Below are 26,022 nucleotides of genomic sequence, written 5' to 3' on the forward strand. Positions count from 1 at the left end.
TCTCCTATAGCATGTAGCCGATGTCCGAGGCTCCGGTAGGATAGCCGAAGATCGTCGATTTGAGATCATCGACGGTCAGATCGTGCCGGATCGCAAGGGCGAACAGATTGATGACTTCGTCGGCGTGTGGCCCGACGAGATGCGCGCCGAGAATGCGCCCGCTATCCTCATCGACGAGCGTCTTGTACCCGTAAACGGGCTCGGCAACGCGGCGGGCCGTGTACCAGTAGGGCACCGGCGCGGACTTGATCCGCAACTTCGAGGTTTGCGCACGGGCGACGTTTTCGGAAAGTCCCACGGCGGCGACCGGGGGGAGCGTGAAGGCGACGCTAGGCACTCCACGATAGTCCGGCTTGTGGCGATTGCCTTCCAGTATATTGCCCGCGGCGACTTTGGCATCGTGGCTCGACACCGGCGTCAGTGGCGGGCCCTTTGCCGCAGCGTCTCCCGCCGCATAGACGATCGGGTTAGAGATGCTTTGCAGAAAGTCGTTCAGCTGAAGTCGTCCGCCTGCCACGGCAATGTTCGCCGCGGACAAATTGAGTTCAGCGATGTCGGGCACGCGCCCGGCAGCGTGAACTACGAGATCGGCACTCGCGACCGCTTCGCCCTGCGGCGTCTGCATATGGACGCGGTACTCATCGCCCGCGCGTTCGATCGCCGTCACGGTGGTTGCGGTTCGCACGTCCACGCCGATTTGGCCAAACTTTTCCATCAGCCAGCTCACCACCTCGGCGTCGAAGGTCGGCAGCATCCGCGTCGCGCGCTGCAGGATGGTGACCTTGGCGCCCGCACCGGCCGCGATATGGGAGAACTCGGCGGCGATATAACCGCCGCCGACCATGACAATACGGCCGGGCAAGCGTTCGAGGTCCATGAAGGCGTCGCTGGTCGTGACATGTCCAGAACCTGGCAATCCGAGGGGGACCGGCCGCGCACCGCTTGCAATCAACACTCTACGGCCCTGGAGAACGTGTTCATTGACCGCGACGCGATCGGGACCGGTGAAGTGGGCCAAGCCATGAAACGCATCGATGCCTTGCCTGGCGAAATCTTCCTCGCGCTTTCTTGGTACCGGATCAGTGAAGGTCCGTTTGAAAGCGATCAGGTCTTTCCATTCAATGTGCAGGTCCCCGGCCAGGCCGCGACTTCGCAGACGGCGCGCGAGATCGACGGCCTCGGCGCCGCTGACCAGCATCTTCTTGGGATCACAGCCGCGTAGCGCGCAGGTGCCACCGAAGGGGCGGTGGTCGATCACCGCCACCGAACGTCCCGCCTTGCGGACGCGACTCGCGGCGACCTGAGCCGCGGTTCCCGTGCCAATCACGATGAGATCATACGTATCCATGCCTTACCTCCGCGCAGGCCTGCGCCGGTAGTCGTTACGTCGCGGGTCCGCTTGGACGCCGCGCCTAACCTTTGGGAACGGAGGGATAGCCCGCGTTGCTCGTGGCGGCGGTCAGCGCATTCACGCCAGTCTTCACGTCGTCGAACGTTACGATTGCAGTCTTGTCCTTGTAGGACACGGCGACATGGGTCACCCCCGGTACCGCTTCAAGGCTTGCTTTCACCGTGTGGGGACACGTCGCGCAGTACATGTTCTTCACCGCAAGTGTAACCGTCTGCTCGGCGGCCAACGCGGCAGAAGACCCAAACAGGCAAAATGTGAGTGCAGTGGACATCAGCAGTTTGTGCATGGGGCACCTTCCATTCATGAGTCGAGGAGTAGTGGCGCGACGAAATCGAAGCCGAGGGCAGCAACGACCAGGACTGTCGCCACAACGAGCACGGTCTTGACCAGACGAATCGGCAAAGGCCGGGCGCAGGCTTCGCCCTCGACGCAGGCACGTTTAGAGGCGCGGTGAACGAGCCAATAGCCGGTTCCGAGAAACGCCGTTGTCGCCGCGAGGAAATACGGTTGATAAGGTGCAAGCTGGGTGAGATTCCCGATCCAGGCGCCGCTGATCCCGAGACTGAACAGAAGCACCGGCAGAATGCAGCACGACGAGGCGGCGAGTGCGCCCAGCAGGCCGCCGGCAGCGATCAGCGTCGTCGCGCGCCCTGAATCACCGACGATATGGTCTTGCTTGATTGTCATGCCGATAAAGCTACATCCTGTAGCGACTACAGGATCAAGGAGGTTTTCCATGGCTGCGATCACGACTACGCGAGCGGATGGGCTGACGATCGGCAAGCTGTCACAGCTTACCGGCGTGAACATCGAGACCATTCGCTACTATGAAAAAATCAAGGTGCTCCCCGTCGCCTCGCGCGCTGAGAACGGGCGCCGCATCTACGGTCCGATGGAACGGCGCATCCTCGCGTTCGTGCGGCGCTCGCGCGAGTTGGGATTCTCGCTGGACGAAGTGCGCGCCTTGCTGCGGCTCGGCGGCCCTGAAAAAGCCTCTTGCCGCGAAGTCCGGGAGATTGCCGAACATCACCTCGACGACATCCGCGCCAAGATCAATGACCTCCGCAAGCTTGAACGCTTGCTGACAAGAACCGTCGCCCAATGCACCGGCACCGCGGCGCCGGAGTGCCCGGTATTGGATGTCCTCGATGTCCAGCGCTCCAAGTAGATGCGTGTGACAGACTTCCGAGTCTGTGAAGGTTTTCGGATGCCGGCCCCATGACGGTGGCGCTGCGCACACGGGGCCGGCGTCCGCAAACCTCCAAGGGAGGAAACCGCGGGAGGGGCACGAGGGTGGCGCGGCGTGGGCTATGGGGATTTGAGTGCCGCGGATGATGTGAGTGATTGGAGTTGAGCCGGTTCAGCGAGTTGGCCGAGGGCGGAGCGGCTAACGAATGAGCGGCGGGTGGCGTTGAACGCTGTGAATTGGCGATCGATTTGCGACGACGGCCAGATATCTGAGCGCGCTCTGCCGTGGCCGATCGAGAGGCAGCGAGCGCGACGATCAGATTTGCGGGATTGTGACGCGGTCATGAGGTGTCGACCCTGATTACGATCGTTGGACTTGTTGGCCGATACCGTGGCGTGGCACCGCGCTCGAAGACCTCGATGATGATCATGCGACCGCCGCAGCATGGACAAGTCGACTTGCTGTGATCGACGGCGGCACCGGTGGGCTGGCCTTCAGGTTTTGAAACGGCGAGCAGCTCGCGCGCTTGGGCGATGTTATCGGCGCGCGTGGCGCTGGCGAACAGGCCGTAGTGGCGGATGCGGTGGAAGCCTTGCGGCAGGACATGGATGAGGAATCTGCGGATGAACTCGCCGGTAGCAAGTGTCATGACCTTTTGGCGGTCGCGACGATCGGCGCGATAATCCTTCCATCGAAAGGTGACGCTGTGCTCGTCGACCGCGATCAGACGGCGGTTCGAGATGGCGACACGGTGGGTGTAGCGCGACAGGTAGGCCAGCACGGCCTGTGGCCCGCCGAACGGGCGCTTGGCATAGACCACCCATTCGGCTCGGCGTAGCGGTGCCAGATACGCCGCGAACGCCTGCGCGTTGGCGAGAGCCGCATGATCGGCGAAGAATGTCAGGTGGCCGGCTCTGTGGGCCGCGATCAGCCTCTCCAGGAACAACCGGCGGAACAGGCGCGAGAGCACGCGCACGGGCAGGAAGAAGCCGGGCCGGCACGCCACCCAGCGCTCGCCGTCGAGCGAGACGCCGCCGCCCGGCACGATCATGTGGACGTGCGGGTGATGGGTCATGGCCGAGCCCCAGGTATGGAGAACCGAGGTGATGCCGACGCGGGCGCCGAGGTGCTTGGGGTCGGCGGCGATCGTGGTCAGGGTCTCGGCCGAGGCCTTGAACAGCAGGTCATAGATGACGGCCTTGTTCTGGTAGGCGATATCGGCGATGGCCGCCGGCAGTGTGAACACGACATGATAGTACGGCACCGGCAGCAGATCGGCCTCGCGCGCCGCCAGCCACTCCTTTGCCGCCGCCCCCTGGCACTTCGGGCAATGCCGGTTGCGACAGGAGTTGTACGCGATGGTCGTATAGGCGCAGTCCTCGCAGCGCGCGACATGACCACCGAGCGCCGCCGTGCGGCAGTTCTCGATCGCCGACATCACCTTGAGTTGGCCGAGGCTGACATGGCCGGCATTGGCCCGGCGCCATGCCGGTCCGTGGCCGCGGAAAATGTCCGCGACCTCCAGCGATGGGCGCGGCACGCGCGCCGCGCTTAAGCGGGCGGCTCGGCCCTCTCGACCCTGCGGGCGATATGCTCCAGCGGGCTCATCACCTGGCGAATCGTCTTGGTGGCGACGCGCGTATAGAGCGCCGTGCTATCGAGCTTGGCGTGTCCGAGCAGCACCTGGATCACTCTGATATCGATGTTCTGTTCGAGCAGGTGGGTGGCGAAGCTGTGTCGCAAGGTGTGCAGTGAGACGCGCTTGTCGATCTCGGCCTGTTGGGCTGCAGCATGACAGACGCGATTGAGCTGGCGCGTCGTCATCGGCTGCACACGATCGCGCCCTGGAAACAGCCAGCCCTGCGGTCGCGCCGTCTTCCACCAGGCACGCAGCAGTTCGAGGAGATGCGGAGACAGCATCACGTAGCGGTCTTTGCGGCCTTTGCCTTGCTCGACGCGAATGACCATGCGTTTGCTATCGATGTCGCCGATCTTGAGCGAGATCACCTCCGCGGCGCGCAGGCCCGCCCCGTAGGCCACGCTCAGCGCGGCCTTGTACTTGAGCCCCGGCGCGGCATCGAGCAGCCGCGCCACCTCCTCGGGACTGAGAACCACCGGCAGCTTGCGCGGCTCGTGGAGGAACGTCGTGTGCTCGATGATGTCGGAGCGCCTGAGCGTGATCTTGAAGAAGAACCGCAACGCGGCCACGGTGTGATTGAGAATGGGGATGTGCGCGCCGTTCGCTGCCAGGTGCAACTGAAAGCGTCGGACGTCCTCGAAGCTCGCCGTGTCAGGCGATCGGCCAAGGAAAGCAGCAAAATCCTTGATGGTGCGGATATAGCCTTGTTGGGTCTTTGGCGCTAACTTGCGGATCGTCATGTCTTCGATCATGCGCCGCCGCAGCGGGCTCATGGCCTCGTCGGTCATCGGGATGCTCCTGTCTTGAGTGAAGGTTGTGAACCCCTCATCTCAAGACAGGACGTCCCGCCGCGCTATCGTATTGGCTGTGCCGCCAGCCGCGCCGCCTTACCGCGCGAGCGGTTTAGTCCTCTGGCACTTTTCGGACATGGAGCGATGTCCGACTTGAGTCCGTTGTGCGCACCAAAGCGGACTCTGCCGATTACTACAGATTTATGGGTTCATGCCTTAGTACGGGAAGATCACCTCCACCTCGTCGTCGGTTTGAATGCCGAGGTCTTCCATCAGGCCGGGGCTGATGTCGGCAACGCGGCCCGTGTTTTGGTTCGGTCCCCAGTCGGCCGGGAAGGCTTTCATCTCGATGCCGGTGCTGGGCGCGCGGACCAGTGCCACCTGCTGCAACATCATCAGCTTCGGCGTTTTGTTGTAGTCCCATCGGCAGGCGACGTAGTGGATGTGGGGATTGAGCCGACGCGCCAGCCCGGTTGTCCCTTCAGGTTGGTACGGTAGGAACAATTCCGGCTTCTCATCGACCTTGCTGATGAAGGCCAGCCCTTCGCTCGCCGACACGCCCTTGTCGTCTGGGCCGCCGAAATAGGAAACCTTGCCGACGACATGGAGCGCTGCATCCGGCTGCGGCGGCGACGGTGTTATCTCGCCTTCCTCAACGCCGCCGAGCACATCCGCAATGGCATCGCAGATCGCTTCGAAATTCCCATCGTAGAGATAGGCATCCGCCTCGCTGTCCACGAAGCAGACCTCGATCAGGATCGACGGCATCGCGGTGTTGTTCAGGAAGAACAAATCCGTTCGCTTCTTCGCACCGCGATTGATGAAGCCGCCGGCGGCGGCGATGGCGCTGGATACCTGGGCGGCGAGGCCGCTTTGCGTCACGTACAGCACCTCGGTGCCCATCGGCTTCGAGACCTGCTCGTAAGCATTGAAATGCACCGACACGTCGAGATCGCGCTGCTTGGAATTGTGGAAGTCCACTATCCGGTTCAGGTTCTCGTTCTGGCTTCTGCTGACATCATCGTGGTACGTCGTGACTTCGACGGCTCGATTGCGCAGCTCGGTGGCGACCCGCTCGACCACCCTGCGCGCTTCATCGACTTCATCAAGGATGCCGCTGGCACCGCGCACGTGCTTGCCGTGACCGGACGACATGACGACCCGCTTGTAGCTCATAGGCCAAACCTTTCTGCTGTCCGAACCAGCTCCACAACGTTGCGCATGGCCAGCTTGGTCATTATCCGCGAGCGATGGACCTTGACGGTTTTTTCGACGACGCCGAGATCATGGGCGATTTGCTTGTTCATCCGACCCTTGATGACATGGCCCAACACTTCGCGCTCGCGCGGCGTCAGCGTGATCATCCTGCGTTGGAAGTCAGACGGCGGACTGCAGACAGCTGTGGGCCTGAGCAGCTGATCGATGACAGACTGTGCTTCGCTGATCGCCATAGCGACTCTGGCCAGCGCGCTGCTGACCTTCGCCAGATCAGCCTCGGTCATTTTGGTGCGATGGATTCGCGCGTTGAGCCTGCAGGCGGCGGCACCACGCAATTGCGAGCCAGATCGGCCAGCAATTCATCGCGCCGGATCGCCGCAGCGCTGTTGATTTCGCCGACCCGGTGCAGCACGTAACCAACAGAGCCGAGAAACAGCACGTTGATGATGACCAGTGCCAGCGCCAGCGGCTGGTGCTTCAGGCCGTCGATGATGCCGGTTGCGACCTTGCCGCCTTCCTCGATCGCGCCCATGGGAAACTCTCAAAAATAAACCGGCCATCGAGGGGAACGAAGGCCGGTTGAAAAGGGAGGTTGCGTTAGGTAGGGGGTGCAAATGCAGTCACACTTCGAGCCGCACCTGCGCGCGTGAAGAGATCACCCCGGAACCGAAAAATCAATTCCCGGCAGCGGCGGGAACAGCTGCGTTGATCCGCTTTGGCCTTCATTGACCAGAACTTGACGAAATAAATTTTGCCGCAGGCGGGCGCGGGCTTCGGCATAGGACATGCTGCGCCCGTACTGCTTCGCCTCCAGCCGCCATGCGCGATAGGCCCGGTTGAACCATGACAGCTCGCCTGACGCTTGCGCCTGTTCGATCTGCTGCTCGATGTAGTCCACTGCTGCGCGTGCCCGGATCAGCACCACTTCGTGCTCGGTCAGCGCGATGTTCATATGCGCGGCCACGTTTTCGATTTTGCGTTGCGCGGTCTTGGCTGTGGCGACGAGCAGACCGTCCTCGCCTTGCACGAGGCTCGCGCGGACCTCGCGCGTGATCAACCTGGCTTCCGTTTTATCCCTCACCCAAAAGGCGGCGGTGATCTGCAATGCGGGCCATCTGCGGCGCAAGGTCAGCAGGCTGTGTAGCAGATCGCGGGACAACGAGACGAACGCAGGCCCTGCAGGCAGCGCGGCGACGTACACCGCAACGATGCCATGGATCACGATAAACTCACGCTCAGCTCCTCTGGGCAGCTTCAGCGCCATCGACGGGGCTCCAACACGCCAAGGTTGATTATTTTTTAATCAAAATGCCACCACTGATCATCCGCATATGCAGATTGTGCCACCTGCAAATGCTCCCTGATCATCCGCATATGCAGGTTGTGCCAAGTGCCGATATTTCTCCCTGCGGGAAACCTTGTCATGCTATCTTAATTGGTCTGCCGTCTCCTTTCCGGGGGCCGTAGCCATGAGCCAAGGTCCGGTCATCCTGCGTCGTGCCGTTTTTTCCCATTTTGAGGCGCTGCGCGATGCAGTGCAGGATGCTCCGATAGACATCGTGCAGCTTGGTCGTGGCCAGATGACCGGATCGCTGGCACACCTGTCAATTGGCTCGCTCGGAATCTCGACCGGCTCCTTCTCGCGCGCTCTGCGGGGGCGCGGCCTCCAGAGCCCATACCGATGGGCGCTCGGCATGGTGCTCGACTCTCCAGCATCGTTCCAGCATTTCGAGGCTAGTCCTGGCGATCTTGTGATCGTCCCGCCTGACCAAGAAATCTATGCGCGGTACTATGGCGGCAACAATTACGGGTCGATGCTCATTGCACCAAGTGAGCTGTTTGAGTTTATCGAGAGCCAGCAGCCCGGTGCATCGGAAGCTGCAGTTTGGCGCAGCTCTGTCTCGGTGATCAGCAATGATCCCGCCATCTCTGCCGCCTTCGCCGAGCAATTTCGGATAATCTTGGCGGTGCTTCAGGAGCATGGCGCGACGATGTCAGCTGCATCTGCCGACTTCTACAAGCGCAACATTCTGGAGATGATGACAGCGCCAGTGCTCAATGGCGTTAGTTATCGAGGCCCGCGATTGGCGCAGTCGGCAGTGAAGCTGGTGCGCGATGTTGAACGCTATCTCGTTGATGCGGGTAACCGGCCCATCCATATCTCTGAACTGAGCGGCGTGTTCAATGTAAGTCGGCGTCGCCTGCATCGCGCATTCATCGATGTGCTCGGCGTTCCGCCGATCGCCTTCCTGCGCCGCAAGCGACTCGGCGATGTACACGAAGCGCTGTTGACGGCTGGGCCTGCTGCAACGGTCAGGCAGGTTGCAATCGATCACGGCTTTGGCGAACTCGGCAGGTTTGCTGCTGCGTATCGGCGGCTGTTCGGTGAGCTGCCGTCGCAGACCTTTCGGCATCGTATCCTGCCGATGATCATTGCGGCGCTCATCTCAGTCCCTTGACCCACTCGGCATGGTACGTGTCGTAGTTTTTACTGATCGATGCGGTGATTTTTTGGTGCAGCTCATCCTGTAGCTTCAGCGCGTCCCCTTTGCTGGCGCTGACAGCGCAGACCAGAAAACTCTGGAACGTGGCCGCCGCTGCGATGCAGTTTGCCATCGGCTCACCTCGCAGCGCATCGGACAGCTTGCGCACGACCTCGGCGATTTCGTCGGGCTGCTGCTGCTCATCCATCAGAACACCGGCACCCGGCAGCTGCGCAGTCCTCGCGCGATGATGCTGCAGCCCTGATCGTGTCGCTCGCGCCATGTGTCGGCATAGCCGCCGCGCTTGGCGGCGACCCACCCGCTGTCGCGTTCCAGTGAGTGCGCCAAGGCGACCACGTTGACCGCGACCAAGAGATGCACCAGCCGCGCCAGATACTGGGCAGGCCAGCAGATCGCGGCTTCCATCCGCTGCACGTCCCGGCTGGAGGGCAGCAGGCGAATGCGGTTTTGCAGTTGCTGCGTTCGTTCCAGCTCACCCTGCTCATGCTGCGCAAGCAAATCTTCCCACTCGTAGCAGTAGGCAGGCCACGCCGCATAGCCGGAACCGCCGCCTATGGGCAGCAGCGCCAGAGTTCGCATTGCTTCGCACAACCGCCGACCGACATGCGCACCATCCCAAGTTGTGGGAACCTCGTCAAGCAATTCTAGCGTTGACGGTTTGCTCAGCTCCGCTCCAGTCGCGGGGCCGACATCAAAATCTGCTCCACTCCAGTTCCTGTTCCTGTAAGGAACTGGAAGTGGAGCAGAGACTGTCGGCGCTCCGGTTCGCTCCAGTTTGCTCCACTCATTATATTGGTCACTGGAGCAGGGGTTATTCCGCATCGCACACCTGCACAAATTCCCTCGGTCGGCGCTGTTCATCGAAGCCCTCCACCACCATCAAACTGCCCGCTGATAACCACACCTTGATCAGGCCGACGATCTTGGCCTTGTCGGCCTTTTCCTCGACGTCCAGGCCCAGCGCTTTCGCCACCGCCTTGCCGACCCAGAAGCTGGACCGCACATCCTTGCGCCAGTCGCCGCTGCGGATCGCGACGGCGACCTTGGCGAAGTCGATGCCGGTGATGCCTGACAGCGGATCGGGGTAGTCCCAATGCGTCACCACGCCGACGCTGTCACCGCCAGCGGGGCCGTTCTCCAGCCAGACGCTGGCCAGCCGGAACCAATCCGACACGGTGACCGGCGGCGCGAGATTCGCCTTGTCGTTGAATGCGCGGAAGAACAGCCGATGATTATCGACGCCCGCCTTCGCGCCTTCCTCCTCGGTCATCTGGTTCAGCGCCCGCGCCACGCGCGCCGCATCGGTGAGCGCCTTGGCTCCTCGGCTAGAGTCGGTCGTGACCTCGGTGCCCGCTGGCGCTTTGCGGGTATGATGCACGAGATGGACCGCGCAATTCGCCAGCTCGGCGACCCGGCTCCATTCCTTGGCGATCATGTCGATCGCGCTGTTGTCGTTCTCGGACACTTCATGGCAGCTGACGAACGGATCGACCTCCAGCACATCGATGGCGTGCTCCTTGACCTGCTGCACGATGTTGTCGATGACGGGCCGCAGAATGATGGTGCCGCCGCGAATTTCCTTGGCGATCACCAGCGCATGATCGCGGCCCGAATTGACGAACAGCCGCTCGCTGATGTCGTCCGCCGTCAGATGGAAATGCTTTGCTGCCGACTGAATTTTGCGCGTGGTCTCTTCCTGCGGGTCTTCGAGATTCCACAGCCAGACCCTGAGCCTGCGTACCGGCTTCACGCCGAGCAGATCGCGGCCTGAAACCATCGCCAAGGCCTCGGCGGCGATCAGGGATGACTTGCCGACGCCGCCTGGCGCAATGGTCACGGTCAGGAATCGCCGCACCAGTAGCCGCCCGTACAGCCAGTCGCGCAGCGGGATGTTCTGCGGATCGGTCCAGATGTACGGCGCAGCGACGAAGACGACGCGCTGCTGCTGCTCGCCTTCCTCGGCCCTGCCGCGCCGCCTGCGCGCATCATCGAACGGCACGATGATATCGTCTGGCGAAAGCGTCTTGTGATCCTCATCCTCAAAGTCGGGCACAGCGGGCACTCCACACATCGGCTTCGTCCCAGCCTTCCTGCTTCGGTGTTTCGACTTCGACCTGCTTGTCGGCCTTCAGCCAGCGGTCCATGCAAATGCCAGCGGCCTTGTGACCGGGCCTGCACCAGATGCCGCCGATCTTCTGCAGCGGATCATGATCGGCCCAGATCACCAGCCGATCGATGTCGCCGATCACCGGGAAGGTCTGGATCAGCGCCGCCGAGCCCAGCGCCCATGTCGGCGCGCGATCCATCGCGATGCAGGCCAGCCCCGTCTCCAGCCCTTCGGCGATATGCAAGGTCCTGCCGATCTTCGGCTGCAGCTGCATCGCCGCGCCCGTGCAGGTGCCGAGCATCATGCCCTTGCCGAACTTCTTGCCGTGACGGTCCAGAAAAATCCGCTGGATGGCCGTTACCGCGTGCGAGTGGATCGAGCGCATCGCGATCACGACCGCAGCTTGCTCGCCTTTCTCGCGCGGGCAGCGCGGATGAAAGCGGATATCATCGATCTCGCATGCGACCGACCAGAGATCGCGGCTCTCGAAATATTTCTGCGCGATGGTGCCCCGGATCGGCTGCGCATCATCGAAGATGCAGCGCGCCAGCGTGCGCAGCATGTGCTCGCGCCGATCGCTATGTGTTTCATGTGAAACGCTTTTTTCGGCTCGCGGCTGGTCAAATTGGCTCGCGCCAGACCATAATCCGCGCGAGCGCAGCGCGCCGATAATGTCCTCGGGCTCGCAGCCCGCCATGCATCTGACCTGCACGCTCTCGCGGCCATCGAAGATGATCATCGAGGGCGAGCGATCCTCGTGCGCCACGCAGCAGCACTTCCATTGCCTGCCGGATCGTACAGCGCCGAGCGCCTGGGCGAGCTGTTCAGCATTCATGGCCCAGCTCCGATGCATTGCATCGCGGCGCGGATGAAGGCGGCGGCGGGTCTTGGATCGATGGCGTTTCCGAGGGCGCGCAGCTTATCCACTCGGGCGGGAATCCCATCAGCCACAAGGTGAAGTCCGGGTTTAACGCGCCGCACTTTTCCGTCGATGAGGCAGATGGCGAGATCGAACGCGCGGCTATCGCTGGCAGCGCCATCCCCGTCGATGATCGTGAGGCCTTGGCGAAGTCCGGTCCCGCCTCCGAGGCCCGCGCTGTTGGCCACAGCACCACTTCCGAATTGAAGACCTGCCTCGGCAGCTGATCGAGCCGCTTGCGATTCTTCTCGCGCTTGATCGACATGCCCGGCGTGTCTTTCCAATCCCGGCTCGATGCCGTTGACCAGAACGCCGCGCCCGCCAGCGTCGTGCCGCGCTTCGGATGCGCTGCCGCCGCGCCGAAGCCACGCACCTGCGGATTCTCCGCGCTCGATGTCGCGGTGGGCCACAAACCAATATCGATCACGAAGCTGCTCCGCACCCGCGCATGCGGCCTCGACAGGCAGCGCCCCCACGGCGTAACCCAGCGCCTCCAGATCACCTCGCACAAGTCGGAGCCAGCGAGGAGCGGTCGCAAGCTGTTCGCCAAAGACCGTTGCAGGTCGTCGCTCGCGGATGAGCCGAGCCCAAGTCGGCCAAAGGTGCCGTGGGTCTGCGTATCCAGCCTGCTTGCCGAGCAGCGAGAACGGCTGACAGGGGCAGCTTCCTGTCCAAACAGGTCGAGCGTCAGGCCATCCCGCTCGTCGCAAGGCGAGCGACCATCCGCCGATGCCTGCGAAGAAATGCAGCTGGTCGAATCCGGCAAGTTCATCAGCGCGAACATCGACAATTGATCGTGTATCGACTTCGCCGTCGGCGATGAGCCGTTCGCTGATGAGATTCCTGAGCCATCCTGCGGCATAGGCATCAATCTCGTTGTACCAGGCGGTCAAAGCGGCAGCGCTTCCTGCGCCGCCAGCTTGCGGTAGTCCTCGGCAATGGCCTCCATCAGCTCCAGCTCGCGGTCGCATTGGCGCTTCGTCATCTTGCCGCGATCGACCAGCCGGCCGTAGACGCGCTGCCGGTATCGCAGCTCGCGCTCGGCGCATTGCAGTTTGTCGTCGGCGGTGATCATGATGCTGCCTAGCTCAGCCTATCGATCACCGCGCCGACGATGGACGATGGTGCGCCTTGTTCATCGCGCGTGATCGCGCTTCTGATGTTGTCCAGCTCGGCCCCGTACTGCAGCGCCAGCGAAAGCAGCACCGCGCCGTCGCGCGCTATCGCTTCGACCTGCTCACCGCTCTTGCCGCCGTTGATGAAGACCTCGCCAAGCGCGCCGTCCTCGTAGAAGCCGAGCGTGATGGTGTGACTCTTCGCCAGCCCGCCGAACGCGATCTCGAAAGTCTCGCAATGGCGGCGCTGCGGCATGGTGCGGCGCTGCATGCAGTCCTCCTGCTTCAGACAATGGGGTCGTTGGTTCCGACCACGCTCGACCAAGGAATCACGGTGCGCTGGCGGGAAAGGCGAAAGCGATGGAGCCGCACGGCAGCTGTGATGTCCGCGATCGGCACCACGCGGCACTCGGTCCTGTTGATTGTGTCGGCCATCCGCGTCGGCGGGAAATCCTTCACGCGCGGCCAGAACCAGTCATGCAATTGCGGGAAGTCGATCCAAAGGCAGTCGAGCGAGTCGTCGCGTTGATGCATGCAGTAGAGCAGAACATCGCAACGCGCGTACCACATCCAGCCGCTGCGCATGAACCCAGGCGAGGTGCAGCTGTCGGTCTCAAGGCAGATCGCATCATAAGGATCGCGGCGATCGGGCGCACGCACGATCTTCTCCTCAACGGCGATCGGGATGCGGTCAGCGCGCCAGACCAGCGTGTCGATTCCGGTTTCCTGCTGCTGTCGCGAGAAGCGCCCGTCATCGAGCAAAAGGAAGCCGCTGTAGGTGCGTTGATAGAACGGCACCAGATACGCATCGCGCATAGGCCGCTGCCACTTGTCATCGCGAATGAAGTCGTTCATTCGGCGACCTCCGCTATTGGCTCTTCGCGGAACAGATTGGTGAAGTCAGGCCGTGCTTCGCGCTGGTTGGCCTCGCCATAGGGCGGGTACGATGCGGCGCGCACGATGTCGTAGAAGGCCTCCGGCTTTTCCGAATGTTCGCCTGGGCGCGGCGCGGTGAAGTGCGTCGGTATGCTGGCCGCCGCTGGCCGCGTGGTGGTCTCGCCCAGCGTGCCGAACAGCACGTGCTCGGTGCTGTTGCGGAAATAGGAGCCGAGCCCGAAAGCGCCTCCCTTGATCCACGTGATGACGACGCGATGCTGGAATCCCCAGTGCGCCATCAGTTCGCAGCCGCGCGCCATGAAATTGTTGGTGACCCAGAGGTAGAGATGGCAGCCAGCCTCATCGGCCCATTGCCTGACATCAAGCTGCAGCAGCTGCTCGTGCGTCTGCATCGCATAGCCGGGCTTGGCGCGGCCAGCGACCGACAGCCAGTCGTAGTCCCATGCCGGATCGAGGATGAGCGTGCGAAACTTTCCCGCGATCGGCACTAGCCGAAGCACGCGCTGCTCGTCGGCGGCGACCCTGTCGAGGCGGGCCTGCTTGCCTTCCTCGCGCCGCGCTATCAGCTTCGCGGCGGCGGCCCCGGCGATGGCGGGTGCGCCATTTGGCGCAGCTGATGCCTTTGCTTCGCTGACATTGCTCGGCTTTTTTCCAGCCGGTGCGCCATTTGGCGCAACGTCCCGGCGCACGGTGGTTTCGCGGACGCCCAGCGTCTTCGCGATCTGCCGGTTCGAGGCCTTCGGCTGCTTTTCCTTGATCAGCTTCGCGATCTCTTTGCGCTGCTCGGCGACGGGCTTCAGGTTGTCGAGCCGGATCGAGGAGAGGAAGGCGTTGATGTCATCGAAGCCGGTGCCGACGCCGCACCAGCGATCCTCCTGCAGCAGCCATTTCAACTTGCTGCAGGCGCGCTCGAAGCTGTAGCCCGCCAGATGCACGCCCTCGCGCAAAGCGCCGTAGGCTTCAAGGGCGCGCGGATCGGGTTCGTGTTTCGCGATGCGCCCCATCACTGCAGCTCCACGCTGGAGCGCAGGATGCCCGCCTGCTTTAGCGTAGCGACCGCATCATCGAGAGAGGTGGTGACCAGGACCGCGAAGCCGCAGGCGACGAGATGCGCAAGCACTTCTGACTGATCTTCGGACAGGCGGCCTGTCCTCGCTCTCTTGAGTTCCAACCAGAACACCCGTTGCTCGGGGCCTACGAAGATAAAATCCGGCCAGCCTGGCTGAACGCCCATGCGCTGCAGGCGCTGGCCGGTCAGCGAATATCTTTTGCCGGTGCGGGGATTGATCCGGTGCTCGCGGTGTTCGCCGAGCGGGAGGTGTGTGAATTTCCAGTCGGGATGCAGCCAGCGTTTGCAGATGTCGGCGAGCGTGGCGTGGGTTGCGAACTCCAGCGGCGGCGGCGGTGCGATGCCTCGTTGCCTCTTGCCCTTGAACAGCGATAGCTGGCGCATGGCGGCTCCCTCCGCGCTTGATCATCATCAGGCGGCTTGATCCTTGTTGGTTTCGGCTGTGCCGTAGAAGCCCCAGAGAGAGATCGGCGCGAAGTAGCCTTCGTCCGCGAGCGCGGCGCGCATGCAGAAATAGTATTTGCTCGGGAAGAGTCCGCGATACCTTCGCCAATTGCAGACAGCGGCGCAGGTCTGTCCAGTGAGGCGACCGACAGCGACGGGGCCGCCGAGCACATCGACTACTTCGTTGAAGGACCAGATCGGTTGGAGACGCCGCGTCATGATGGCGTCATGCTGATGCTCAACAATTATTTCAGTCAAACGCGCGAAATGATCTGGAATGATCGAGCGTGGCTTATCAATTCAAACCAAATTGGCTCACGCTAGGTCAGGTCGGCTCAAGTGCTGCAACATTAAATTTTTAGTGCCATCGAGCCGTCCCGGTTCCGACAACTGAACTGAAAAAATGTTCGCGACACCACCTTGACGCGATTAAAATTTGTGCTTGAAGTTGCGTGCGCTGAATTGCTGGCGCGTAGATACGGGACGCCCAGCAGCGGAAGAGACTACACAAGCGGCAAGCCCGTCCAGCATCTCTTCAAATATGCATTTTGTGACAGAAGCCTGCAGCAACCGTTGCGGGAGTGCGCCCGTATGTCCTCCGAGTTCGACTACCAGATCGGCAGATTCACCGGCAGCAGCGCCAATGTGGTGATGCAAGGCAGTGCGGCCGAGTGGAATAAGCACTACCGCATCAGGGCCGCCATCGATCCGCCAGAGCCGCAGACCTGGGCAATGAAAGCGGGCTCGCATATGGAGCCGCTGATCCTCGACTGGTTCGCGTCACAAACCGCATATTCGATCACACGGCGCGGCGAAGTCGTCTTCCATCCCGAGATCGCCGACGTTTGCTGCAAGCTGGACGGGTATTGTGCCGCGCTCGACGCCGTCATCGAGGTAAAATTTCTCTCGCCAGCGTGGCGCAGACAAGAATTTCTCGCCGCGTACTATCCGCAGACGATGCTGCAGCGGCTCTGCACCGGAGCCAGCAAGGCGATCCTGCTGGTCGCGCAGGGCACCAACGAGCCGCTCGACTTCGAGCATGAGTACGACCCAGACTTTGCCGCCGAGCTGATCAAGCGCGCGGGCATCTTCCTGACCTGCCTGCGGACGCTGACGCCGCCGTTCCCGATGCCGCCTGTGGTGCCGAGAGAGAAGTGGCGCACGATCGACATCATCGCCGAGCCGACCAATTGGTCAGGCGAATTGCTGCTCTACCTGCAGGAATATGACATCACCGCTGCCGCAGCGCAGTCGCATGATGAAGCTGGCAAGGCGGCGCGCGATCTGATCCCCGATGATGTCGGAAAGTGTTTCGCTGGCGCGTTCCTGATCACCCGAAACCGCAAGGGCACCCTTGCCATCACCCGGAGGGCCGCATGAACACGCTTCCAGCCAGCAGCGACTATCACAGCGTGATCGAGCGCGCCGCGATGGACCCCAACTTCGACGTGGACAAGCTGGAGCGCCTGGTCGCGATGCAGGAAGCCAGTCAGCAGCGCAGCGCCGATCAGCAGTTCAACGAGGCCTTGTCGAAGGCTGAAGCGGAGATGAGCACCATTTCCACCAACGCCAACAACCCGCAAACCCGCAGCAGATACGCCACCTTCGCGCGGCTCGATGGCGAGATTCGCCCGATCTACACCAGCCATGGCTTCGGTATCCAGTTCAACACCGAGCCGACCGGCGAGCCGAACATGATCCGCGTCGTCGGCATGCTGTCAAACGGCATGATCCAGCGCCGCTTCCAAGTGGACATGCCAATCGTCACGCAGGGCCTTCGCGGTCAGGACATGATGACCCGCACGCACGCGACGATCTCCGCGATCTCCTACGGCAAGCGCGCACTGGAGATCATGATGTTCAACCTCGCGATCGGCGATGACGACGATGGCAACCGTGCTGGCGGCTCCTATCGCCCAGCGCCTGCGCCGCGCTCGATGGACGAGCTGCACGATCCGCACACTGGCGAGGTTGTCGATCACGTCGATCCGTTCGCGATCGAGATGCACGAAGGCCAGACATGGGCCGAGTTCATCGAGCCGCTGCAGCGCTACATGCTTCACTGCAAGACCATCACCGAGTGGGACGAATGGATGAGCCTGAACGGCGCGCTGCTGGTCAAGCTGAAGGAAACCAAGCCGCAGCTGTTCCGGCTGTTTGAAAGGAACATCGAAGCCAAGCATGAGGAGCTGACGAAATGAGGTTAGTGCTGACACCGACCGGCTGGGCACCGTTCGATGCCGACGCGCGGGAGTTTCACCAGAACCAGAGCAGCGGCGAACCGATCGCGGCCCAGGTAATCGAGATCGAGCCGCTGCACGATCGGGACATGATCGAGCATCGCCGCATCATGGCGACCATCAACGAACTGGCGAAGGCGCTGCACAGCACGCCCGAGAAGGTGCGCGCCGAGCTGCTGGTCGCTACCGGCAATTTCGTAATGCTCGGCGATCTGCTCGGCACGCCAGTGGTCGCGATCAATTCGATGTCGCGCCGAAACATGAAGGATCACGAACTTCATGCGTTCTGGGGCGAAGCCAAGGAGGTGATCCAGAGCAAGCTGTTGCCGAGAATTACCGACACCGCCGAGAGGGATCGCTTGGCGGAAACGCTATTGCTGCAGCCAGCGTGACTGTATCTCGCGTGACGCTGCGGTGATCCGAAGGCCTCGCCGCTCCGGCAAGGAGCGGCAGGCCAAGGAGACGGGGAATCGCCGCAGCGTGGCGCGTGGGACAAGCTCGCCACGGCCTGCGGTGGTCCAGAGGCTCGCCGCTCTATTGCATTGCGCCCCAGCCTTGTCGGTGGGCGGCGAGCCGAAGGATCAAATAGCAACCAAGCCACGGAGATCAACGATGACGGAGATGAACGGCCTCCCGTACGAAGCGGGCAATGATATGGACGAAACGGTGCGCGACATCCAGCGCCTTGCTGCCCGCAACACCGAATCGAGGCAGGTTCAGGAGACGCTGCCGCCCTCGGCGCTGCCATTCGATCAGCAGAAGCATGATCTGATGATCAAGGGCATCGATCAGGTCGCCACCGACTGGGTCAGCCAGCTGGAGCGCTCGCGAGAAAATTCCAAGGCGGTCGAGCAGCTGGTGATGGAGCGCGCCGCCAAGGTCAAGAGTGACATCACCGCGCTCTATCTGCTCGGCAGCGCCGTCCTGGCGGAAGCCAAACGCGGCGATGATGTCAATGAGCGGCTGGCCTCCGAACTCGACAAGCTGGCGGAGTATCAAGGGTGAAGCCCGGCACCAAGCTGACCGGAGTCTGGCACTGCCTTGAGCGGCTGGCGCGCGAGAACAACCCGCGCTTGGTGGCGATCATCGAGATCAAGGATGCGCGGCATCTGCTGGAGACGCGCGCTGCGCTGACGGCCTTGGTTACGACCGGCATCAGCAAAGGCAAGATTGCTAGCGCTAAGCGGCTGCTGGCGAAGCATTGAGGGAAGCGGTCATGGCGACATTTCATTCGATCACGCAACAGCCATGGCGCAGTGCCAGCTTCGGCGAGCGCACGGCGCTGGAAATGACAACGCTGCTGCTGTGGCCGCTCAAGGATGATGACCGCATGTCGGTGCTGATCAATCTGCTGGCCGCGCAGATCGACAGCATGTGCGAAGACGAGGACCAGATCGACGCCTTGATCGACCTGCTGCGGATGCAGCTGAAGCTGCGGGCGGCATGCGGATGAAGGTCGTCGTCATGTTCGACCGGCACGACTACGAGCAGCTGGAGCTGCTGGCGAAGCTGAACAAGATAAGGTTGACGGAGCTGGTGCGCCGCATCGTCAAAGCGCACCTCGATAAGGGCAAGGCCAACCTCGCTACGGAGCGAGACCAATGAGCGAAGAGCCGCGCAAGCTGAGCCGCAACGAGACCCACGATCTTTCGATGATCATCAAGGATCGCACCAAGGTGCTGCGGGCGCATGCCGAGGAACAGGCGGCGGCCTGCCTCGCGGACTTCGAGACCAAGATGGCGACCGTCTACACCTTCGATCAGGACGAGGTCTGGAAGAAAGCGACCGAGCAGGCGCAGCGCGTGGTGATTGAGAGCCAGAACACCATCGCCAAGCGATGCAAGGAGCTGGGCATCCCCGCTGCCTTCGCGCCGTCGATCAGCGCGTCATGGGCTGGGCGCGGCGAGAACATGCTCGCGGCCCGCCGCACCGAGCTGCGCCGCGTGGCCAAGGCTTCTATTGAGGCGATGACGAAGGCGGCGATCACCAAGATCGAGAAGCAGGCGCTCGATCTGCGCACGCAGGTGGTCGGCATGGGCCTGCTGTCGCCCGATGCAAAGCTGTTTCTGGAAAGCCTCGCGCCGGTCGAGGAAAGCATGCGGGCGCTCGACTTCGGCGAGATCGAAAAGAAGCTGGAGAAAGAGCAGCAGCTGCGCCTAGCGGATCGGCGGCGGCTCTACGGCGGTGATTGATGGCAAAAGACACGCCCTATGCGCAGGCGACCAGCGGCATTGCGGCCCGCGATGAGATCACGCGGCTGCTGCGCCGCTTTGGCTGCGAGCAGATCGGCTTCATGGATGATTACGAAAAGTACGAGGTCATGCTGGTCTTCAAGCATCGAGGTCGCCAGATGCAGTTACGCGCCAGCGCCAAGGGCTGGGCCTCACTGTATCTAAAAGAACACCCGTACAATTATCGCCATAAGGGCGACGAGCAGCAGCACCGCAACAAGGCGCTGGCGCAGGGGCAGATCGCGATAAATTCGATTCTGCGCGACTGGGTCAAGGGTCAGCTGATGGCGGTCGAGACCGGCATCCTGTCGTTCGACGCTGTCTTCCTGCCCTTCATGCTCACTCATGACGGTCGCACCATCTCCGAACGCGCCGATCAGCTCGGCCTGTTGCCAGCTGGCGAGGCAGTATCATGACGGCACGGCAAATGTGGATCACAGAAATGGAGGAAACCATGAGCGACCAGATCAGCAGCAGCACCAGCCTCACCAAATTGTCGGCGCTCGCCGAGCAAGCCAACGCCAGCGGCGCATGGTGGAAAGAAGAAGTGCTTGATCAGCGCAGCGAGCTGGCGTTGCCAAACCGCGTGCTGGTGGTGCTGGCGAACGCAGGCATTACCACCGTCGAGCAGCTGAAGGCGGCGGGACCGGACAAGCTGCGCAAGATGGACGGCATCGGCAAGCTGGCCTTCAACCAGATCATCGATCTGCTGCGGGCGCTCGATCGTCAGGCGAACGGCGGTGGCAGCTGATGCGCGAGCTGAACCAACGCATCCGTCATCTGGAGCTGCCCGACCGGATGAAGCGCCTTAAGATCAACGATCAGGGTTTTCCGATCCCGTACTTCGTTCCCTACGTCGATGGCCAGCCCGAGTTTCGCGGCTTCGATGGCGAGAAGATGGTGATCTGCGTGCGGCACAAGCGCTGCTGGCTCTGCGGCGAGCCGCTCGGCAAGTTCATGGTCTTCGTGATCGGCCCGATGTGCAGCATCAATAAAGGCTCAGCTGAGCCGCCGAGCCATCGCGAGTGCGCGCTCTATGCGGTGCAGGCCTGTCCATTTCTAACGCAACCTCGAATGCGACGTAACGAGCGGGACATGCCCGAGCATCTGGAGCCAGCGGGCATCATGCTGCGCAGAAATCCAGGCGTGACAATGATGTGGACGACGCTGCATTACTCGATCTTCAAGGATGGGCACGGCGGCGCGCTGTTCGATGTCGGCGATCCCGAGCGCGTCGAGTTCTTCGCCGAGGGCCGCGCGGCCACGCACGACGAGATCATGGCTTCGATCGACAGCGGCCTGCCGATCCTGCGCGGAATGGCTGAGCGCGACGGGCCTGAAGCCGTCGCCGAGCTGCAGCAGATGTACGTCAAAGCGCTGGCGCTGGTGCCAGCGTAGGAGTGCCGATGGCTGAGCGAACGCACGAGCTGAAGATATACGCCAATGCTCACCACCGCACCGCGCAGCACGGCGAGCTGATCCTGCATCTTTGGTTCTGCGGCGGCGGGCATACGCTGGCACTGGACTTGGAGATCGCGCGGCAGCGGCCCGATGTCGCCTATGTCGATCTGATCGATTGCGTGAAGCATACCACCGAGCGCCTGTATCCTTTGCAAGGAGGCGATGATGCGAAGCGAGAACGAGGCAAAGGTCGTAAACGACCTGCACGAAGAAATCATGGATGAGCTGCACGGCGAGCCTGCCGCCGTACAGGTCAAGACCGCGTTCGCGGTGCTGGCCACGGTGATCGGAAACGCCGCGAGGCAGTACCCTGATGAGCTGAAGCGCGCGGCGATCGAGCTGCGCGAGCTGATGAATTTGGTGCAGTGAGCAATGGGCAGCAGACGCAAAGGACATTTTCTCGGTCGCGGCGTCGAGGTGCCGATGTCGTCCTGTCTCGGCTGCGGCAGGCAGGTGAACGGCGCAAGCGGCGTGGACTTTCGCGGCCTTCCGAGACCCGGCAACATCACGGTGTGCCTGTACTGCGGGCACATCATGGCCTTCACCGAGGACCTGCGCCTGCGCGAGCTGACCGACGAGGAGATGATCGACGTTGCGGGCGATCCACGCCTGATCGCTGTGCAGCGAGCCCGCAAGCTGGCGAAGATGATGAAGCAGTGAAACGCGCGCCGCTCACGCCTGGGGCAAGTGGCCGAAGGTGAAGCGCAGAAAGGAGCGCGATGGTGCTGGAAATGGTGGAAGAGGAGAAAGAAGGCGGCGCGCGGCGCATGCTCACGCTCGAACAGGTGCTGAAGCTGGTGCCGGTCGGCCACTCGACGCTAAAGCGAATGATGGCGCGCGAGCAGTTTCCGCGCCCGCATTACATCAGCCCGAACAAACGGGTCTGGTACGAAGATCAGATAGAACGGTGGCAGCGAACCCTGCCAGCCGAAAGCGTCCGCAAGAAACAGGAGCGGCGGCGCAATAAGGGCGGCAGGCTGGCCTAGCGGCCCATTACAGGCCAGCGCTGGCCAGAACAGGCCAGCCATCGCGAAAGCTGATCCGGGGCATATTTGGGGCCTGAGCCGATCCGCTCAGGCCCTTCGCTTTTCCAAGGTACTGAAAAGCCAACATTATTTAGGTCAAAATATCGCTTGGCTACAGGCCCACACGACTTGATGTCTAGCCGTTTTTTCGACCTGCTGAAAACGGCGGAAGTCTTTGAAAATCTGAGCATTTCTCGACCCTTGCCGGACGAACCGAAAGCCCTCCGAAACCCGCCGGGCCTCGATAGGCCCTAGTTTCAGCGTATGCGCTGGCGCGGCTGGCCCTTGCCCTGTGGCCCCCCGGCGGGCTTCGTGCGGCCTTTCCTTTGACGGCTGACGCCCCGCCTGCCATGCGCGGGCGGTGCCTGATCGCCTACGATGGCTTGCCATCGCAATGATTTGGCACGCGCTGACAATCACGATGCGATTGGGATACTCTAAATTAGTAACCAGCTCGCCTTGCGCGGCTCTCGCGAAGCAAAAGCCCGGTCATGAATGATCCTGATCAATTCACGTTTTTCGAAGAAGCAGCTTCACCGACTGCGATTGAGGTTCCTGTATTGAAAGTGTTTGATGGTGATGGGTTCCTCACCAAGATCGCCGTTCGTCAACTGACGGATAATCCAAAAGACCACACAGAGTTCGAAGCCACAATCCGATTTGGCTTTGTCGATGCTCCAGAGCTTGAGCAAAGAGGTGGTTGTGAAGCGAGAGAGTTTCTCACTGCTTTGATTGGAGGACGAAAAGTTTGGATTGATATCCTGACCAAGATGGATACAGGCAATTCGTTTGATCGGCATGGGCGGATTGTCGCTGTTCCATATTTGGGTGATCGATATCCAGCTTCTATGGTCAGCAATCGTTCGTTATATCTGACAGGAAATATTGAGATTGAGATGTTGCTGAATGGTTGGGCTTGGGTTCTCGAAAGATATGGGCCTGATGAGATATATTTTGATGCTTTGGAAGTTGCTCAGAAGAACAAGCGGGGAATTTGGGCGTACGACGATAATGTACACCCTTGGACCTTTAAGCGTCAGAAATACATTGATCGCCGTCTATCCGCAAAAGAACCGAAAACTGTTGGAAAATGTCCAGCGGAAGGCTGTGTTGGAAGTTTGGTAAAGCGCAACGGGAAGTTCGGAGTGTTCTATGGATGCTCAAACTATCCAAATTGTACGTACTCACGTTCAGTATAGAGATGTTTGGGCCGCGATGACGCCGGCGCGGTCGTATTGATGAAGGCGGAGGCGTGCCCACCATCAAGCAGCGCGATCGGTGATGGATGGTGGGCACGTCGCTGACGCTCCTTTGCCCACCCTACCAGATTGATGAACTACGCGCGCATCACGGCGTCAATCAAGAGTCCCGCGAACAGCAACAGGCCTGCATCGCGATTGGACTTGAACACGCGCAGGCACAGCGCGGGATCGCTGATGTCCAATCGCCTGATCTGCCACGCCAGATGCGCGGCGAACGCGATCAGCCCGATCCATGCCGGCCAGCGAGCGCTACCCAGCGCCAGCGCTACGCCGATCAAGACCACCGCAAGCGAATAAAACACCGCGAGCGCGCGATGGGTGCGCGCGCCGAACAGGCGTGCGGTGGACTTGATGCCGATCAGCGCGTCGTCCTCGGTGTCCTGATGGGCGTAGATCGTGTCGTAGCCGATCACCCAGGCGATCGAGCCGGCGTAGAGCGCGAGCGCGGTCAGATCGATCCGCCCGAGCGTGACAGCGAATCCCATCAGCGCGCCCCAGGAGAACGCCAGCCCCAGCACGACCTGCGGCCACCAGGTGATGCGCTTCATGAAAGGATAGACCGCGACGATAACCAGCGAGGCGATGCCGGTCATGATCGCAAAACGGTTGAACTGCAGCAGCACCAGAAGTCCGATCAGCGCCTGCAGGACCAGGAAGGCAAATGCCTGCGTCACGCTGATCTGCCCGGCGGGCAATGGCCGCGACCGTGTCCGCTCGACGCGCGCGTCGAGATCGCGGTCGGTGATGTCGTTCCAGGCGCACCCCGCCCCGCGCATGACAAAGGCGCCGATCAAGAACAGCACGATCACGAGCGGCAGTTGCGAGACGTCGCGGGCAACACCGGCGGCCAGCGCCGCCGACCACCAGCACGGCATCAGCAACAGCCACGATCCGATCGGACGGTCGAAACGGGAAAGCCGCAAGTAAGGCCGTGACCAGGACGGCGCGCGCGTATCGACCCAGTTGCCGGTGGCGTCGGCAACGCGGGTGGTCGCGTCGCTCATCGGAGCGCGGTCATCGCGCGAGAACGTTGCCGTTCAGCGTATCGAAGGTGCTGCCGCCCTTCTTCACGGTTTGCGCCTCAGGCACCGCCGCCGAAGAGCCGAGCACTTCGCTGAGACTCGGACCGGCCGGTCCGCGCGCCTGCGCCTGCTGCGCGACGGCACAGACCTGATTCTGCATCTTCTCGGTGTTCTTGTGGCCGTTCTTGAGCTGGTCGGCGATCTGCGGCGGAATTCCGCATTTGGCCGAGTTGGTCTCGACATATTTGATCATCTTCACTTCGGCCTGGCCGAAGTTTTTGATCAGCTTGCAGGCCTCATCCGGCGGCGCCTTGCGGTCGCTCGCGGCCTTGATCATCTTGCCGCGCCGCTCGGCTTCCTCGCGCAGGGGAACGAACCCCTTCATGCAGGCGTCCGCCCCACCGCTGGCCTGCGGCGGCGGCCCACTGAATCCGCTGGAAACCGGGGCGGCACCCTGTGACGGGAACGCCGACGGCGCGCCGACCGAGGCCGACGGCGCAGCGCCATTCACCGGCGGAAACGGCGAAGCATTCGCGGGTGCCGCGCTCTGGTTGGGCAATGGCGCCGGAAACGCACCTTGCGCAAACACTTGCCCGGCGTGAAAGGTCACGACGGCAGCGGTCAGCGGCACAATCAGGCGGCGGATCATCAAGGGTATATCTCCGGCGAGGTCCAGGCAGCCCCGGCGTGTTCCGAACGAAGCAGATTTGCAATGGGCAATTTTACGATTCCTGCCGACGCTTAACAACCCGTTGATTGGGGCAGCAGCGCGGCGCATGGCCGCCGGTAAGCCAAGAATGGCCTCCGGATTCTAGCGCTTTGGGCTAAAAGCGCCCGGAAACGGAACATTTCAGATGCCGTACCCGGTTTCGTGACCGTCCAGATGGCGCATTCCGGCTGCAGCCGGTCGCGACGCGTTTCGTCCAGGTCACAAGGGATTGATGGCACGGAGGAGCGGGGCGGATGCGGGCCAGAAGTCGCCCGGCCCCAGCACTTCGTTCAGGTCCGAATCCGCTGACGGGCGCTGCCGCGCCATCGCGCAGACCTGCTTCTGCATCTTCTCGGTGTTCTTGTGGCCGTTCCTGAGCTGGTCGGCGATCTGCGACGGAATTCCGCATTTGGCCGAGTTGGTCTCGACATATTTGATCATCTTCAATTCGGCCTGGCCGAAATTTCCGATCAGCTTGCAGGCCTCATCCGGCGGCGCCTTGCGGTCACTCGCGGCCTTGATCAGCCTGCTGCGTTTCTCCGCCTCTTCGCGCAACGGGGTGAAAGCCTTCAGGCAGGCCCCCGCCAGCTCGCTCGATGGCGGCGCCGGGAATGTGCCCTGCGCATGGGCCTGGTCCGCAAGGATCGTCACGACGGCAGCGATCAGCGGCACAATCAGGCGGATCATCAAGGGGGCTTCTCCGGCAAGGTCCTACGGCCCAACGTCTTCCGATCGACGCAAGGTTCCGGTTATAGGCATTTATAGGCTA

The 26,022-nt window shown here is 62.0% G+C and carries 41 protein-coding genes; 18 read left to right on the top strand and 23 right to left on the bottom strand.

Translation table 11 applies throughout. The annotated features are described in order from the left end of the window. Positions 1-4: 4 nt before the first annotated feature. The 3 genes from IVB05_RS37370 to IVB05_RS37380 all read right to left on the bottom strand — a co-directional run bounded on the left by IVB05_RS37370 (position 5) and on the right by IVB05_RS37380 (position 2,221). Entirely contained in the window at positions 5-1,348 is a 1,344-nt protein-coding gene (locus tag IVB05_RS37370) for an NAD(P)/FAD-dependent oxidoreductase (protein WP_247781102.1), read from the bottom strand. Positions 1,349-1,412: 64 nt separating this feature from the next. Then, a complete protein-coding gene (merP, locus tag IVB05_RS37375; RefSeq protein WP_247781103.1) occupies positions 1,413-1,697 on the bottom strand; it encodes a mercury resistance system periplasmic binding protein MerP in 285 nt (94 codons plus the stop codon). A 14-nt stretch (positions 1,698-1,711) separates the two neighbouring features. Beyond that, positions 1,712-2,221, bottom strand: coding sequence for a mercuric transporter MerT family protein (locus tag IVB05_RS37380; protein WP_346771805.1), 510 nt, complete (start codon positions 2,219-2,221; stop codon positions 1,712-1,714). Between IVB05_RS37380 and IVB05_RS37385 the strand changes: the two genes are divergently transcribed. Next, entirely contained in the window at positions 2,214-2,579 is a 366-nt protein-coding gene (locus IVB05_RS37385) for a MerR family DNA-binding protein (protein ID WP_346771806.1), read from the top strand. The two genes, IVB05_RS37380 and IVB05_RS37385, sit on opposite strands and share 8 nt — an antisense overlap. Before the next feature lie 361 nt (positions 2,580-2,940). Here the strand turns inward: IVB05_RS37385 and IVB05_RS37390 are convergent, their stop codons facing one another. From IVB05_RS37390 to IVB05_RS37415, 6 genes are all read right to left on the bottom strand, one after another. Beyond that, positions 2,941-4,140, bottom strand: coding sequence for an IS91 family transposase (locus tag IVB05_RS37390; protein WP_247781105.1), 1,200 nt, complete (start codon positions 4,138-4,140; stop codon positions 2,941-2,943). Between the two features lie 11 nt (positions 4,141-4,151). Then, entirely contained in the window at positions 4,152-5,027 is an 876-nt protein-coding gene (locus IVB05_RS37395; protein WP_247781106.1) for a site-specific integrase, read from the bottom strand. Positions 5,028-5,246: 219 nt separating this feature from the next. Next, entirely contained in the window at positions 5,247-6,206 is a 960-nt protein-coding gene (locus IVB05_RS37400) for an N-acetylmuramoyl-L-alanine amidase (protein ID WP_247781107.1), read from the bottom strand. Next, positions 6,203-6,532 carry a LuxR C-terminal-related transcriptional regulator gene (locus IVB05_RS37405; protein WP_247781108.1) on the bottom strand — a complete coding sequence of 110 codons (330 nt, stop codon included), beginning with the start codon at positions 6,530-6,532 and terminating at the stop codon, positions 6,203-6,205. The genes IVB05_RS37400 and IVB05_RS37405 overlap by 4 nt, the downstream gene beginning before the upstream one ends. Next, positions 6,529-6,780, bottom strand: a complete 252-nt coding sequence (locus tag IVB05_RS37410) for a hypothetical protein (protein ID WP_247781109.1) — start codon at positions 6,778-6,780, stop codon at positions 6,529-6,531. Before IVB05_RS37410 ends, IVB05_RS37405 begins: the two co-directional genes overlap by 4 nt. Before the next feature lie 123 nt (positions 6,781-6,903). Next, entirely contained in the window at positions 6,904-7,512 is a 609-nt protein-coding gene (locus IVB05_RS37415) for a hypothetical protein (RefSeq protein ID WP_247781110.1), read from the bottom strand. A gap of 205 nt (positions 7,513-7,717) precedes the next feature. Here IVB05_RS37415 and IVB05_RS37420 point away from each other — a divergent pair, with 205 nt between their 5' ends. Further along, positions 7,718-8,707: a helix-turn-helix domain-containing protein gene (locus IVB05_RS37420; RefSeq protein WP_247781111.1), complete on the top strand. Its 990-nt coding sequence runs from the start codon at positions 7,718-7,720 to the stop codon at positions 8,705-8,707. On the opposite strand, the gene IVB05_RS37425 is transcribed toward IVB05_RS37420, so the two are convergent. The 11 genes from IVB05_RS37425 to IVB05_RS37475 all read right to left on the bottom strand — a co-directional run bounded on the left by IVB05_RS37425 (position 8,691) and on the right by IVB05_RS37475 (position 15,522). Beyond that, positions 8,691-8,939, bottom strand: coding sequence for a hypothetical protein (locus IVB05_RS37425; RefSeq protein WP_247781112.1), 249 nt, complete (start codon positions 8,937-8,939; stop codon positions 8,691-8,693). The two genes, IVB05_RS37420 and IVB05_RS37425, sit on opposite strands and share 17 nt — an antisense overlap. After that, positions 8,939-9,331, bottom strand: a complete 393-nt coding sequence (locus IVB05_RS37430; protein WP_247781113.1) for a hypothetical protein — start codon at positions 9,329-9,331, stop codon at positions 8,939-8,941. The genes IVB05_RS37425 and IVB05_RS37430 overlap by 1 nt, the downstream gene beginning before the upstream one ends. Positions 9,332-9,563: 232 nt before the next feature. Further along, positions 9,564-10,805: an AAA family ATPase gene (locus IVB05_RS37435; RefSeq protein ID WP_247781114.1), complete on the bottom strand. Its 1,242-nt coding sequence runs from the start codon at positions 10,803-10,805 to the stop codon at positions 9,564-9,566. Next, a complete protein-coding gene (locus IVB05_RS37440; RefSeq protein ID WP_247781115.1) occupies positions 10,792-11,694 on the bottom strand; it encodes a toprim domain-containing protein in 903 nt (300 codons plus the stop codon). The genes IVB05_RS37435 and IVB05_RS37440 overlap by 14 nt, the downstream gene beginning before the upstream one ends. Next, entirely contained in the window at positions 11,691-12,749 is a 1,059-nt protein-coding gene (locus IVB05_RS37445) for a DNA cytosine methyltransferase (RefSeq protein ID WP_247781116.1), read from the bottom strand. The genes IVB05_RS37440 and IVB05_RS37445 overlap by 4 nt, the downstream gene beginning before the upstream one ends. After that, entirely contained in the window at positions 12,668-12,853 is a 186-nt protein-coding gene (locus tag IVB05_RS37450) for a hypothetical protein (RefSeq protein ID WP_247781117.1), read from the bottom strand. Before IVB05_RS37450 ends, IVB05_RS37445 begins: the two co-directional genes overlap by 82 nt. Before the next feature lie 8 nt (positions 12,854-12,861). Further along, positions 12,862-13,164, bottom strand: coding sequence for a hypothetical protein (locus IVB05_RS37455; protein WP_247781118.1), 303 nt, complete (start codon positions 13,162-13,164; stop codon positions 12,862-12,864). 14 nt (positions 13,165-13,178) lie between these two features. Beyond that, a complete protein-coding gene (locus IVB05_RS37460; protein ID WP_247781119.1) occupies positions 13,179-13,748 on the bottom strand; it encodes a hypothetical protein in 570 nt (189 codons plus the stop codon). Continuing rightward, entirely contained in the window at positions 13,745-14,794 is a 1,050-nt protein-coding gene (locus IVB05_RS37465; protein WP_247781120.1) for an MT-A70 family methyltransferase, read from the bottom strand. Before IVB05_RS37465 ends, IVB05_RS37460 begins: the two co-directional genes overlap by 4 nt. After that, entirely contained in the window at positions 14,794-15,243 is a 450-nt protein-coding gene (locus IVB05_RS37470; RefSeq protein ID WP_247781121.1) for a hypothetical protein, read from the bottom strand. Before IVB05_RS37470 ends, IVB05_RS37465 begins: the two co-directional genes overlap by 1 nt. A 27-nt stretch (positions 15,244-15,270) precedes the next feature. Beyond that, entirely contained in the window at positions 15,271-15,522 is a 252-nt protein-coding gene (locus IVB05_RS37475) for a helix-turn-helix domain-containing protein (RefSeq protein WP_247781122.1), read from the bottom strand. 372 nt (positions 15,523-15,894) lie between these two features. Between IVB05_RS37475 and IVB05_RS37480 the strand changes: the two genes are divergently transcribed. The 16 genes from IVB05_RS37480 (at position 15,895) to IVB05_RS37555 (ending at position 23,459) form a co-directional block, all read left to right on the top strand. Further along, entirely contained in the window at positions 15,895-16,683 is a 789-nt protein-coding gene (locus tag IVB05_RS37480) for a YqaJ viral recombinase family protein (protein WP_247781123.1), read from the top strand. Next, entirely contained in the window at positions 16,680-17,504 is an 825-nt protein-coding gene (locus tag IVB05_RS37485; protein WP_247781124.1) for an ERF family protein, read from the top strand. The genes IVB05_RS37480 and IVB05_RS37485 overlap by 4 nt, the downstream gene beginning before the upstream one ends. Next, positions 17,501-17,935 carry a hypothetical protein gene (locus tag IVB05_RS37490; RefSeq protein ID WP_247781125.1) on the top strand — a complete coding sequence of 145 codons (435 nt, stop codon included), beginning with the start codon at positions 17,501-17,503 and terminating at the stop codon, positions 17,933-17,935. Before IVB05_RS37485 ends, IVB05_RS37490 begins: the two co-directional genes overlap by 4 nt. A 220-nt stretch (positions 17,936-18,155) precedes the next feature. Next, complete coding sequence (locus IVB05_RS37495) at positions 18,156-18,548, top strand: hypothetical protein (protein ID WP_247781126.1); 393 nt, start codon at positions 18,156-18,158, stop codon at positions 18,546-18,548. Continuing rightward, the gene (locus tag IVB05_RS37500; RefSeq protein ID WP_247781127.1) at positions 18,545-18,748 is read left to right on the top strand and encodes a hypothetical protein; all 204 of its coding nucleotides are present in this window, start codon (positions 18,545-18,547) and stop codon (positions 18,746-18,748) included. Before IVB05_RS37495 ends, IVB05_RS37500 begins: the two co-directional genes overlap by 4 nt. A gap of 11 nt (positions 18,749-18,759) precedes the next feature. Beyond that, on the top strand, positions 18,760-18,996 hold the full coding sequence (locus tag IVB05_RS37505) for a hypothetical protein (protein ID WP_247781128.1): 237 nt from the start codon (positions 18,760-18,762) through the stop codon (positions 18,994-18,996). Further along, positions 18,993-19,148, top strand: a complete 156-nt coding sequence (locus IVB05_RS37510) for a hypothetical protein (protein WP_247781129.1) — start codon at positions 18,993-18,995, stop codon at positions 19,146-19,148. Before IVB05_RS37505 ends, IVB05_RS37510 begins: the two co-directional genes overlap by 4 nt. Beyond that, a complete protein-coding gene (locus IVB05_RS37515) occupies positions 19,145-19,735 on the top strand; it encodes a hypothetical protein (protein ID WP_247781130.1) in 591 nt (196 codons plus the stop codon). The genes IVB05_RS37510 and IVB05_RS37515 overlap by 4 nt, the downstream gene beginning before the upstream one ends. Further along, positions 19,735-20,190 carry a hypothetical protein gene (locus tag IVB05_RS37520; protein WP_247781131.1) on the top strand — a complete coding sequence of 152 codons (456 nt, stop codon included), beginning with the start codon at positions 19,735-19,737 and terminating at the stop codon, positions 20,188-20,190. Before IVB05_RS37515 ends, IVB05_RS37520 begins: the two co-directional genes overlap by 1 nt. Before the next feature lie 38 nt (positions 20,191-20,228). After that, positions 20,229-20,525 carry a helix-hairpin-helix domain-containing protein gene (locus IVB05_RS37525; protein WP_247781132.1) on the top strand — a complete coding sequence of 99 codons (297 nt, stop codon included), beginning with the start codon at positions 20,229-20,231 and terminating at the stop codon, positions 20,523-20,525. Continuing rightward, the gene (locus IVB05_RS37530) at positions 20,525-21,172 is read left to right on the top strand and encodes a hypothetical protein (protein WP_247781133.1); all 648 of its coding nucleotides are present in this window, start codon (positions 20,525-20,527) and stop codon (positions 21,170-21,172) included. Before IVB05_RS37525 ends, IVB05_RS37530 begins: the two co-directional genes overlap by 1 nt. 8 nt (positions 21,173-21,180) lie before the next feature. After that, positions 21,181-21,459, top strand: a complete 279-nt coding sequence (locus IVB05_RS37535) for a hypothetical protein (RefSeq protein ID WP_247781134.1) — start codon at positions 21,181-21,183, stop codon at positions 21,457-21,459. Beyond that, the gene (locus IVB05_RS37540; protein ID WP_247781135.1) at positions 21,452-21,604 is read left to right on the top strand and encodes a hypothetical protein; all 153 of its coding nucleotides are present in this window, start codon (positions 21,452-21,454) and stop codon (positions 21,602-21,604) included. Before IVB05_RS37535 ends, IVB05_RS37540 begins: the two co-directional genes overlap by 8 nt. Before the next feature lie 3 nt (positions 21,605-21,607). Beyond that, the gene (locus IVB05_RS37545; protein ID WP_247781136.1) at positions 21,608-21,895 is read left to right on the top strand and encodes a hypothetical protein; all 288 of its coding nucleotides are present in this window, start codon (positions 21,608-21,610) and stop codon (positions 21,893-21,895) included. 59 nt (positions 21,896-21,954) lie between these two features. Next, positions 21,955-22,221 carry an AlpA family phage regulatory protein gene (locus tag IVB05_RS37550; RefSeq protein WP_247781137.1) on the top strand — a complete coding sequence of 89 codons (267 nt, stop codon included), beginning with the start codon at positions 21,955-21,957 and terminating at the stop codon, positions 22,219-22,221. Positions 22,222-22,751: 530 nt separating this feature from the next. Further along, entirely contained in the window at positions 22,752-23,459 is a 708-nt protein-coding gene (locus IVB05_RS37555) for a topoisomerase DNA-binding C4 zinc finger domain-containing protein (RefSeq protein WP_247781138.1), read from the top strand. A 137-nt stretch (positions 23,460-23,596) separates the two neighbouring features. Here the strand turns inward: IVB05_RS37555 and ubiA are convergent, their stop codons facing one another. The 3 genes from ubiA to IVB05_RS37570 form a co-directional block, all read right to left on the bottom strand. After that, positions 23,597-24,526: a 4-hydroxybenzoate octaprenyltransferase gene (gene ubiA, locus IVB05_RS37560; RefSeq protein ID WP_247781139.1), complete on the bottom strand. Its 930-nt coding sequence runs from the start codon at positions 24,524-24,526 to the stop codon at positions 23,597-23,599. A gap of 10 nt (positions 24,527-24,536) precedes the next feature. Next, positions 24,537-25,193 carry a hypothetical protein gene (locus IVB05_RS37565; RefSeq protein WP_247781140.1) on the bottom strand — a complete coding sequence of 219 codons (657 nt, stop codon included), beginning with the start codon at positions 25,191-25,193 and terminating at the stop codon, positions 24,537-24,539. Between the two features lie 279 nt (positions 25,194-25,472). Then, positions 25,473-25,940: a hypothetical protein gene (locus IVB05_RS37570; protein WP_247781141.1), complete on the bottom strand. Its 468-nt coding sequence runs from the start codon at positions 25,938-25,940 to the stop codon at positions 25,473-25,475. Positions 25,941-26,022 lie beyond the last annotated feature (82 nt).

Source organism: Bradyrhizobium sp. 170, assembly GCF_023101085.1.
In the GTDB taxonomy this organism is placed as follows: Bacteria; Pseudomonadota; Alphaproteobacteria; order Rhizobiales; family Xanthobacteraceae; genus Bradyrhizobium.